Below are 10,352 nucleotides of genomic sequence, written 5' to 3'. Positions count from 1 at the left end.
CAGTCTGAATAACTTGGCAACACTCTACGACTCCCAAGGACGCTACTCGGAAGCCGAACCCCTCTGCCAACAGGCATTGGAGATGAGAAAACGCCTATTTCAGGGCGACCATCCTGATGTGGCACTTAGTCTGAATAACTTGGCAGCAGTCTACGACTCCCAAGAACGCTACGAGAAAGCTGAACCTCTTTACCAGCAGGCATTAGAGATGTGGCAACGTCTATTTAAGGGCGATCATCCCCATGTGGCACTTAATCTCAATAACTTGGCAACACTCTACGACTCCCAAGGACACTACGAGAAAGCTGAACCCCTCTGCCAACAGGCATTAGAGATGAGAAAACGCCTATTTAAGGGCGACCATCCCGATGTGGCACTTAATCTCAATAACTTGGCATCTCTGTACAACTCCCAAGCACGCTACGAGAAAGCCGAACCTCTCTACCTAGAAGCATTAGAGATGTGGCAACGCCTATTTAAGGGCGACCATCCCCATGTGGCAATCAGTCTGAGTAGCTTGGCATCTCTGTACAACTCCCAAGGACGCGACGAGAAAGCTGAACCTCTCTACCTAGAAGCATTAGAGATGTGGCAACGCCTATTTAAGGGCGACCATCCCCATGTGGCAATCAGTCTGAGTAGCTTGGCAAAACTCTTAGTTGCTAAAAACCGACCCCAAGAGGCATTTGATAAAATGCAACAAGCGATTGAAATCAAAACTCGCTTGATTCAACGTAATTTTGCTTTTAGTTCAGAACAAGAACGACTGCAATCTATTAAAAATAATAGACAAAATTTTGATATTTTCCTCTCCTTAGTCTCTCAATATTTCTCCAACTCTCACGAACAAGTCCAAAAAGCCTTAGATGTCGTTCTCAAACGGAAATCTCTCACCGCCGCCGCATTAGCCGCATTTAATTTTGCCATCCACAGTCAACGCTATTCCCACCTCAAACCCCAGTTTAATAATCTTCGTTCCTTGCAAGAACAACTGTTTCACCGCACCTATAACCCACCCCTTCCCGATGCAGAAACTCCCATAGAAACTTATCGGATTCGTTGGCAACAATATCAAAACGATATTGCTGAATTAGAACAACAATGTCAACAGTTAGAAAAGCAACTCGCCGCCCAAGTTCCTGAAATTCAACTCGACCATCAAACCCTAGACCGTCGCGCCGTTGCCTTGGAATTACCCGCTAATACGGTATTAGTAGAATATGTGCGGTTTAATCGTTATGATTTTACTGCCCCCAAAGGTGAAAACTGGAAATCTGCCGAATATTGGGTGTTTATTTTACCTGCCCAAAATCCCGATGCGGTGCAGATGATTTCATTAGGAGAAGCACAACCCATTGACGATTTAATTGATAAAGTGCGGCAGGTTTTATCTTTAGAAGATCCTCCCAGCACACTCGGAACTCGACATAAAAATAAACCGCCAGAAACCCCAAAACAATCCTTAATAAACCGCTATCAATATCAACCCCAATATCCCAACGCTTTAAGAGAGAAAATCTTTGACCCTCTGCTTCCGCTTCTGCAACCGAATCAAAACATTTTTATTGCCCCCGACTTTAGTTTAAGTTTGATTCCCTTTGGCGTTTTACCTTTGGATGAAACCGGAAACCAACTCGTCAGAGATCACTATCAAATCAGTTATCTCAGTAGTGGGCGAGATGTCTTAAGATGGAAAATTAAAAGCGATCGCACTCCCGCAGAACCCTTAATTATTGCCAATCCGAATTTTAACTATCCCCATCCTCCCAGTTTACCCCAACAGAAAACCAAAGGTTTAACTCAATCGGGAACCACATCTTCCAGTCCAAAACCTGTTTTTCAAAGTTTATCCTCAGAAGAATTTTCTCCCCTTCCCGAAACAGAAACCCTCGCTAAAAGTATAGCCGAAAAACTCAATACTTCTAACTTGTATTTAGGCGATCGCGCCTTAGAACCTCTATTTTCTCAAAACTCCTGTCCTGGGATTTTATTAATTGCAACCCATGGCTATTTTGAATCGGAAAATCCCTATATTAAACTCATCGATGAATTACAAACCGCTCCCGCAGGAGAAGAAGATCAAATCCTAGCCAAAAATCAAAACTTAATCAACTCTCAACTGCTGTTAGTGATGGAAAATCAAGCCGAAGCCTTCAGCAAACAAGGGAAAGAAAATCAAGCTCAATGGTTAAAAGAATTTGCCAATAAACTCTCCACCCAATATCAAATTTACCCCGCCCCTCTCCCCAAAGAAAACCCCTTTGATCGCTTTTCTATTGCCCCAGTTAATAATGCCATGATTCGGGGCGGTTTAGCTTTTGCTGGGGCGAATACTTGGCGACAAGGACAACCCTTACCCAACGAAGCAGGCAAAGGAATTGTATTAGCTCAAGATGTCGCTGGCATTGATTTATGGGATAATCAATTAACGATATTAATTGCTTGCCAAACTGGATTAGGAGATGTACAATTAGGAGAGGGAGTCTTTGGCTTACGTCGAGCGTTTGCCGTAGCCGGATGTCAAGCATTAATTATGAGTTTATGGTCAGTTCCTACCCGTGCCTCCCTATTACTCATGGATCAATTTTTAACCCTGGTAGAAACAGGTTTAGGCAAACGAGAAGCATTATTAAAAGCCCAACATTATATTCGCACGATTACCATTCAAGCGTTACAAGAAATTCCCCTGGGTTGTTATATTCTTGATGAGTTTATTGATGAGAGAGTGATTACCAAAGGGTTTATCGAAAATAACCCCAATTATCAATTATTATCCCATCCCTATTTTTGGGGTGCATGGATATCCCAAGGAGAATTATAACACTATTTCGTATTAACTTAACTCTAAAGAAACCGGGTTTCTGAAGCAATCTTGAAGGAATACAATCAATCTCAAAGAGAAACCCGGTTTCTCAACTTTAGTCCCCAGAAACCGGGTTTCTGAAGGAATCTTGATTTGATAGAATTAATCTCAAAGAGAAACCCGGTTTCTCAACTTTAACCCTCAGAAACCGGGTTTCTGAAGCAATCTTGATTTGATAGAATTAATCTCAAAGAGAAACCCGGTTTCTTGATTGTATGCGATCGCTAATACTGGAATTTTTTCTGATAGCTATGCCAGCTTCCAGAGTGACAGTGTTGGTGATGCTCAAAAACAGCTAAATCAACCAGCTTTTGAACTTTTTAATCAAGGAAAATTTAATGAAGCGATAGAAATTGCTGAACAAGTATTAATTATAATTCAATCCCTTTATCCCGGCGACCATCCTGATATGGCAACCAGTCTGAATAACTTGGCAGCACTCTACAACTCCCAAGGACGCTACACTGAAGCTGAACCTTTATACACCCTAACCGTGATGGGGATTAAACAGCCACCAAAATCAGATCGCCGTCAATCTTAACATCATAGGTTTTCAGAGGTGCAGTGGCAGGGCCTCGCACTACGTTTCCACCTGGAGCATAACGAGAATTGTGGCAAGGACAAACAAAGCTAGATTGACTGGCATTCCAGTCCACAGTACAGCCTTGATGTGTACAAGTAGGATTCACTGCGATTACATTAGTGGTGTTTTTAGGATCAGGCAACACCAGCAACACAGGGGTAGGGACTCCTGACTTGATCAAGATTTTGCCACTACTTTGTAATTGGGAGACTGTTGCAAGTTGCTTATAGTCAGCAGCATTAGCAGGTTGCTGATCTTTTAGAGAAAAAGTTGCAAGTACCACAGGGAAAGAACTTGCTAGGCATCCAACTCCGACCCAATTTAAAAAAGTTCGTCTATCCATAAAGGTTAAATTTTAGCGAGTTTTTAGCTTTCTCAATTATACAATAATATCGTTTTTTCTATTAGAAAAATTTTTATATAGTTACTTCATTCAATTGACAACTTTTATGTAAGGGCGACCCTATTTTAATCCCGCAGCACTAAGGAGGTAAACCTGATAAGCCAGGAGGTTCTCAACAGGTTGCAGTCCGTCAAGCATTAGTGAGTGAATGAAGGGTTTAAGAATGTTGAAAATGTAGAATTGGGAGGTCGCTTCAAAATATTACGATGAGTCAACTATGAACTGTTATAATCAAGTTGAAGACTCACAGAATAATAGAGCTAAAATTCATGTTTGATAGAATTACCTTTGATCCTAAAATTATGGGGGGACGAGCTTGCATTCGAGGAATGCGAATTACTGTCTCTTTGGTATTAAGTTTAGTGGCAAATGGCATGAGTATTGAGGAAATTCTCGAAGCCTATCCTTATTTACAAGCAGAGGATATTAAAGCTTGTTTAGAATACGCGGTATATTTAGCAAATGAAGAAGTTCGTCCAATCGTTGGGAGTACATTAACGTGAAATTTCTTGCTGATATGGGAGTTTCTCCCTTGACAGTACAGGTACTCCGTCAACAAGGATATGATGCTGTTCATTTAAGCGAACAAGGATTAGAGCGTCTTCCTGATTCTAAGATTTTAGAAAAAGCAAGACAAGAAAATCGAATTATTTTAACGTTTGATTTGGATTTTGCTGATCTTTTAGCTGCAAGTTCTCAGCAACTTCCTAGTACAATTATTTTCCGTTTAAAAGATACAAAGCCTACCGTTGTTAGTGGTAGGTTACTGATTATTTTGAATGAATGTCAGGAAGAACTGAAGACAGGTGCAATCGTGACAATTAATGATACTCGTTATCGTTTGCGATCGCTTCCTATATCATCTCAATAAAACTGTCTATTAAAGATTAGATTGAAAATTGTTTAATGTTACCAAGGACTACCAATTAATGTAAAACCCGCCCAATAAAAAGGATGAGATAAATTAACATTTCCACGAGAGGCAATTTCTGGGGGAAGGGGAATTTTAGCGGTTTTCGTTCCGGTTTCATCGATTAAATAACCTTGTTGTAAACGGACTTTTCCTTGTAACATTGCCAGTTGAGATTGTCGTAGAGCTTCGGCTTTAATCGGACTCGTTGATAAGGCTTCATAAAACGTATTCATTAACCCTAATGTTCCCGCATCACTGACATACCATAAACTCGCTAAGGCTGATTTAACCCCGGCTTGAACCGCTAACCCCGCAAAACCTAATTCTGCTTTTTCATCCCCCACAGCCGTTGTACAAGCACTCAAAACTAATAATTCAACGGGAGGTTGATGTAATTTCAACTTTCTGAGTTCAGTTAAGCGTAATTTTTGATCCCAAAATTGAATATAAGATTGATCAGACCCTCCCGTTTGAAATTCTCCATGGGTTGCTAAGTGAACAATTGAAAATTGATGTTGGTTGCGTTGGGATGTGAGATTATCAATGGTAAATTTATCATTTAAAAAGGAAAGCCCTTGCCAAATATTTTGATTAATAATTAAGTTCAATTCCAGGGGAACCGCCGGGAGAGGCTGTTGATCAGAATTGGGGAAAATAGAAGCTCCCATCGCTAAAACTTTTGAATTTTTAATATTAACATAGCGCGTATCAGTTAAACTTAAACTCGGAATAAGCCCTAAACTATAGCGTTCTACAAGAAACTGTTTACCATTATATAACGCGGCTAAGGGTAGAGTTCTTAATCCTGTATCCATTGAAAAAACCAGGGTATTAATTCCTTCTGCTTCTAATTGGCTTTCCAGAGGTTTAATTAACCAATCATGTAATTGTTTACCATTCTCTTTATAACGGGTATCTTCTAAATTTTCGGGGGAACGAATTTGATTAGAAAAGGTTCTAGCGGTTTTTAATACGGTTTCTCTGGAAACGGGGATACTTTTAAAGATCGGTTGTCCTTCGGGTAAAATCAATCTTAATTCTAATTGATTAGATTGAGCCGATACATACACAATAGCAGATTTAGAGTTTGTTAATTTATAAATTTCATTTAAGGTTTTACGAATACTTTGATCTGTAACGGGAGGATTTTTTAAGTTTGAGCCTAAATAATTAGAAAATTCAATCCCTCGAAAGGTATCAATTTGAGCTAAAGAGGAAATCACTGAGCCTGAACTAATTTGATCCGTGGGAATGGTGGGGGTATTTAAGGGAATAATGGGGTTTTCTGAGGTTTCTTGCGGTTGGGATGATAGTTCCGAGGTAGAATTTAAGGAAGAATCCGATGTGGAATTGGTTAAAACTGGGGTTGTACTCCCATCTGTTTGAGGGGTTACAGGTGGCGTTTGGTTATCTTGATTATTAACTTGTAATTCGGAATTAATTTGATTGACAATGGCTTGCGTTGATCCCGTTGTTCCTGTAGAATTAGAGTTAGTATTAGTCTGAGGTAAAATCGTAACTAAATTACCATCGGTAATCGCTCCAGTGGTTCCATTTAAAGTTGCATTTCCGACGGTAAAGGGAATATTACTACATTCAGAAGTGCTACAATAATCGCCACCTTGTTGAATAACAATAGATCCCCCTTCTTCTCCGCCTACACTGGAAATACTGGCATTCATTTGATTGCGACTATTAAAGGTTCCTGTTACTCTAAATAAGCCGTGAGTGGCAATTCCAATATCACCACCTTGGGTTTTTCCTTCCCCCCGAATGGAAATAACATCAATATCTTGGAACGCATTTAAACCGATATTTCCACTGCTTCCTTCGGGAGAACTGGCATCAATTGTTCCGGTATTAATGCGATCGCCTGCAACAACAGTAATAGTCCCCCCCCGCGTAATTCCGACGGTATTTAAGTCTCCTGACTGTACACTTCCCGTTGCACTATTAAGGGTAATATTACTACTGATTCCCGAAGGGGTTGTTGTATTAATATTATCCGTTTTAATCCCGATATATCCTGTTAAATTAATTCCTTGACTTTTTTCGATTCCTTGCAGGGTTTGTAGATTTCCCGTGATAATTTGACCTTGAGAACTGGTGAGATTAATCCCCCGATAGGCAGTAATATTTCCGGTTGTAATTGCTCCGGGTGCAAACAATTCGATAGCAACTGTATCCCCCTCTAAAGATGAATTATTAATCTCACCATTGACTCTGATAGTTCCATTGCGACTGATTAAATTAATATCTTGACCATTCAGTGAAAAGTTACTATTACCTGTAATTGTTTCCTGAGAATTAACCCGAATTTCTCCGGTTTCAATATTTCCGGCTGCTGATAAATTAATATCTCCAATTCCGGGATTTCCCGAAACTAATTGTAATGCGCCAGTCCGAATATTTCCTTGGGAACTACTGAGTTGAATCGTTCCTCCTTGGGTACTCATATCCCCAATTAAAATATCAGATCCGGCGGATAAAGTCAGAGAAGCGTTATCAATACCGATGAGACGACCTGTTCCTAAAATAGATTGTGCTTGTAAATTGAGCGGATCAGAAATAGTAGAATTTCCCGCTAAAGTTAGGGTACTGGTACTATCTGTACGACCGATTTTAATGGAACTAAATCCGTCGGCAAAGGTTTCTAAATCTTGGCTACTAATATCAAAGCTAGAAGACTGTTCTGACCCTGATAATGTTATGGATTGTGTGCTACGACTCGGTTGTAAAAGCAGTGTTCCTAAACCTTGAATAGAATTTAATCCCCCTAAGAAATTAATTTCTGTTCCTATTAATTGAATTGTAGCAGAGGCAGAATTCCCCGTAGATAAGTTTTGAGTAGAAACAGTTCCCAATTCACTGGTAATTAAAATATTTTGACCGTTTGTAACTAAGGTTCCCAAGGTAATATTTTCTGAGGCAAATAGCTTTAAACTAGCATCATCTAATCCTGTAAGCGTATAAAACTGTTCACGCAATGGCGTTCCACTGGCAATTCCGCCTTGAGGAGATTGGATGACAACGGGATCTTGAAATGAAACATTCCCGGCGATAAAAATTGTACCATTGCTATGAGAGCCTCCAATAATAATTTCCGTAAACCCATTTTTTAAACTGTTTAAATCACTGGAAGATAAATTTAATGTGAGTTCTGCATTATTATTTTGACCTGCGATTTCAATATCTTGAGCATTAGTGGCAGGTTGTAACAAAATTTGACCTTTACCTTGAATGGAGTTTTGACCCCCTGTGAAATTAATTTCATCACTGGTAATTTCGATATTACCCGTGGCATTTTCTAAGCTATTAAATGTCCCGGTACGCAGTCCTTTAATTTCCGTTGCTAACTCCGCATTTAAGATAATATTTCCTCCGGTTTCTTGACCTCTAGTATCAATTAAATTCGTGGTCAGAGTTCGAGGAGTATTGACCAAAACATTCCCTCCTGAACCCTGACCAGAAGTAGCATCAATACTATAGGAATCTCCCTCTAAAATAATATCTCCTTGTAAACTGCTGAGGGTAATATCTCCGGCTTGGACTTGACCAGAGGTATTAATATTATTAGTTTGAATTCGGTTTAATGTACTTAAATTAACTGTTCCTCCGCTTCCATTTCCATTAGAAAAAGTGGAAATCTTATCGGTAACAATATCCCGATCACTTTTAATTGTTAAATTTCCACCATTTCCTGAGTTAGAAGTGGATAAATTTTCTGTCCGAATTCCCCCATTATTTGTTGCAGTTAGGTCTAAATTTCCCCCTTGAGTGATGATATCCCCGGTGACTAAATTAACACCTGTAATCGCAATAGCAGCGCCGGATGTGCGGAGAGTATCTCCCGAATTCATGGTAAATCCACCACTCCCTGATTGATCTGCATCGGCGGTAAAGGTTAAGGTTCCTGTGGTGGCTGGAAACCTTAATTCATTATCGGCTAGATCCGCAATGGTAATATTATTTTTAGCTTCTATAATCACATTTGCTGTGGTGGCAAAATCTTCTAGGGTTTGATCCGATAGGGTAATATTAGCATTGCTTTGATCCTGATTTCCTATATTAATTTCTGCTGCATTAATCACTAAATTTCCTGGCTTTCCATCGCTTCCTTTGAGGTTAATATTTCCAGCTATATTAAGATTATTTTGACTAAAAATAGTAGCAGATCCTCCTAATCCTTCACTCGTTTGGGAGTTAGAAGATCCTTGGGTACTAATATTTCCAAAAAATCGAGTTAAATCATGGGAACCAATGCTTACTCGTCCCCCATTTCCATTGCTCAAGGCATCCGCTACAATTGTGGATTGATCATTAATGAAGGTACGCGAAGCCGTAGGAAAAAAACCATTTCCTTGATAGTCACTCCCAATTCTAATGGTTCCCCCTCCGTTAGCAGCAGAAGCATCAATTTCTGCGTTCGATAATTGAATATCATTACCAATAATATTGATTTGGGGAAGCGTTGAGGATGATGAATCTAAACTGGTATTTCTGGTATTCAAAAAACCTGAAATTAAAGCCACCCCTCCTTGAGGTGGTAAATTAGCACTCGAAGCAGTGAGTTCTACGGTTCCATCGGGTAAAATATTCACAATAGAAGCTTGATTATTTTCTGCTGTTCCTGTTAATAATTCAGGGAGAGAAAGAGGATTAATGACAGATTGTTCGGTTTCAGAATTCGGGGTAACGGCTGCAATTTCTAAATTGAGTAAATAGCCATCTTGACTTATTCTAACTAAGTTATTTCCTTCAATCGCTGCAATTGTAATTTGTCCTCCTGGTGCGTTTAGAGTTCCGGTATTAATTACATTTCCTCCGACTAAGGTTAAGGTTTGTCCAGAGGAAACGGTGAGTTCTCCTGCATTAATAATATTACCCGGATTGGAGGTGGAAAAAAGAAAGGTATTCGGTTCACCGGAAAGGGCGTTATAATTATTAGAATCTACAGCATTAAAAAACCCTGAATTAAATCCAATTCCAGTGGCAGTTGTAGCGGTAAATGCAGCAGGAACATCTAAACGGGCTCCCGATCCAAAAATGATTCCGGCTGGATTTAAAATGAAGAGATTAGAATTACCTCCGGTGACTTGAATTAACCCGTCAATTAATGAAGGTTGTCCCCCTACTACACGGCTGAGAATATTTTGAATTGAAGGATTAGAAACAAAATTGACCGTTTGACCTTGGGGAACGTTAAATTGAGTAAAACTATGAAATAAATTTCCGCCATCTCCTGAAGCTTGACCTCCACTAATATCGACACGATTTCCTACCGAATTGGTTAGGGTATTGGTACTATTCGCTTCAGGAATAATAGATTGCGCTAAAACTTTATTGAGGGAAAAAATAACCTTTTGATTCCCCCTGAATATTTCCCAAACTCCATTCATCCCAACCGTCCATAATCCTGTCAACGGTAGGGAGATTAAAACTAACTTTAAAAAACGTCCAGGCTGCATAGGGGTTTATGCCTTTAACGAACAATCACGAACCGGAAATCTACAACTAATATCTCGACAGAAGCTACCCAAATAGATTATTCTGATTAAAATCGCATTAATAATATTATAGATTTAAAAAC

Annotated in this window: 6 protein-coding genes; 4 read left to right on the top strand and 2 right to left on the bottom strand. The window is 39.5% G+C overall.

Annotated elements, in window-relative coordinates:
* Positions 1-2,821: CHAT domain-containing tetratricopeptide repeat protein (locus IQ236_RS01045; protein ID WP_193867554.1), on the top strand; the 2,821-nt coding region annotated here is incomplete at its 5' end.
* Between the two features lie 253 nt (positions 2,822-3,074).
* Positions 3,075-3,404 carry a tetratricopeptide repeat protein gene (locus IQ236_RS01040; protein WP_193867553.1) on the top strand — a complete coding sequence of 110 codons (330 nt, stop codon included), beginning with the start codon at positions 3,075-3,077 and terminating at the stop codon, positions 3,402-3,404.
* Here the strand turns inward: IQ236_RS01040 and IQ236_RS01035 are convergent.
* Positions 3,367-3,789, bottom strand: a complete 423-nt coding sequence (locus IQ236_RS01035) for a QcrA and Rieske domain-containing protein (protein ID WP_193867552.1) — start codon at positions 3,787-3,789, stop codon at positions 3,367-3,369. The genes IQ236_RS01040 and IQ236_RS01035 overlap by 38 nt on opposite strands.
* A gap of 329 nt (positions 3,790-4,118) precedes the next feature.
* On the opposite strand from IQ236_RS01035, the gene IQ236_RS01030 reads away from it, so the two are divergent.
* On the top strand, positions 4,119-4,352 hold the full coding sequence (locus tag IQ236_RS01030; RefSeq protein ID WP_193867551.1) for a DUF433 domain-containing protein: 234 nt from the start codon (positions 4,119-4,121) through the stop codon (positions 4,350-4,352).
* Positions 4,349-4,720: a DUF5615 family PIN-like protein gene (locus tag IQ236_RS01025; RefSeq protein WP_193867550.1), complete on the top strand. Its 372-nt coding sequence runs from the start codon at positions 4,349-4,351 to the stop codon at positions 4,718-4,720. Before IQ236_RS01030 ends, IQ236_RS01025 begins: the two co-directional genes overlap by 4 nt.
* Before the next feature lie 38 nt (positions 4,721-4,758).
* Here the strand turns inward: IQ236_RS01025 and IQ236_RS01020 are convergent, their stop codons facing one another.
* Positions 4,759-10,230 carry a CHAT domain-containing protein gene (locus IQ236_RS01020; protein ID WP_193867549.1) on the bottom strand — a complete coding sequence of 1,824 codons (5,472 nt, stop codon included), beginning with the start codon at positions 10,228-10,230 and terminating at the stop codon, positions 4,759-4,761.
* Between the last annotated feature and the right edge of the window lie 122 nt (positions 10,231-10,352).

The organism is Planktothrix mougeotii LEGE 06226, from assembly GCF_015207485.1.
In the GTDB taxonomy this organism is placed as follows: Bacteria; Cyanobacteriota; Cyanobacteriia; order Cyanobacteriales; family Microcoleaceae; genus Planktothrix.
The sequence above is the reverse complement of the archived record's forward strand: the minus strand, read 5'-3'. Positions and strand labels throughout refer to the sequence as shown.

Coding starts and splice junctions, on each gene's coding strand:
- IQ236_RS01035 (WP_193867552.1), bottom strand. CDS start 3,789: ATGGATAGACGAACTTTTTTAAATTGGGTCGGAGTTGGATGCCTAGCA.
- IQ236_RS01030 (WP_193867551.1), top strand. CDS start 4,119: ATGTTTGATAGAATTACCTTTGATCCTAAAATTATGGGGGGACGAGCT.
- IQ236_RS01020 (WP_193867549.1), bottom strand. CDS start 10,230: ATGCAGCCTGGACGTTTTTTAAAGTTAGTTTTAATCTCCCTACCGTTG.